We start from the raw sequence: 860 nt of genomic DNA on the forward strand, positions 1-860 counted from the left end.
TCTTCGCGGTCGGCGGCAACAAGGACAGCGCCCGCGCGGTCGGTGTCCCGGTGAACTTCACCAAGATCTCGCTGTTCATGCTGGTCGGCTTCGGTGCCTGGTTCATCGGGATGCACCAGCTGTTCTCCTTCAACACCGTGCAGTCCGGCGAGGGCGTGGGCCAGGAGCTGATCTACATCTCCGCCGCGGTCATCGGCGGCTGCCTGCTGACCGGCGGCGCCGGCTCGGCGATCGGCCCGGTCTTCGGCGCGTTCATGTTCGGCATGGTCCAGCAGGGCATCGTCTACGCGGGCTGGAACCCCGACTGGTTCAAGGCCTTCCTCGGCGTCATGCTCCTGGGCGCCGTGATGATCAACCTGTGGGTGCAGCGCACCGCGACCAGGAGGTGACCCGATGACAGACAACCACTCGACAACCCACGGTGCCGTCCTTGAGGACGAGGCACCCGCCGACGGCGCCCCGATCGTCGAGCTGCGCTCCACGGGCAAGTCCTACGGCAACATCCGCGCCCTGCACGGCGTCGACCTCAAGGTCTACCCCCACCAGGTGACCTGCGTGCTGGGCGACAACGGCGCCGGCAAGTCCACCCTCATCAAAATCATCTCCGGGCTGCACCAGCACACCGAGGGCGACTTCCTCGTCGACGGCACCCCGGTGCGCTTCTCCACCCCCCGCGAGGCCCTCGACAAGGGCATCGCCACCGTCTACCAGGACCTCGCCACCGTCCCCCTGATGCCGGTCTGGCGCAACTTCTTCCTCGGCTCCGAGATGACCAAGGGTCCCTGGCCCGTGCGCCGTCTCGACATCCAGAAGATGAAGGAGACCGCCGACCGCGAACTGCGCAACATGGGCATCATCCT

The 860-nt window shown here is 66.7% G+C and carries 2 protein-coding genes; both read left to right on the forward strand.

What is annotated here, in order from left to right; translation table 11 throughout:
* Window positions 1–389, forward strand: a 389-nt coding sequence (locus SSP29_RS00060; protein ID WP_368669229.1) for an ABC transporter permease, incomplete at its 5' end; no start/stop codon positions are given.
* Between the two features lie 4 nt (window positions 390–393).
* The coding region (locus SSP29_RS00065; RefSeq protein ID WP_145968833.1) for an ATP-binding cassette domain-containing protein at window positions 394–860 on the forward strand (467 nt) is incomplete at its 3' end.

It is taken from the genome of Streptomyces hyaluromycini (genome assembly GCF_002217755.1).
GTDB classification, from domain to species: Bacteria; Actinomycetota; Actinomycetes; order Streptomycetales; family Streptomycetaceae; genus Streptomyces; species Streptomyces hyaluromycini.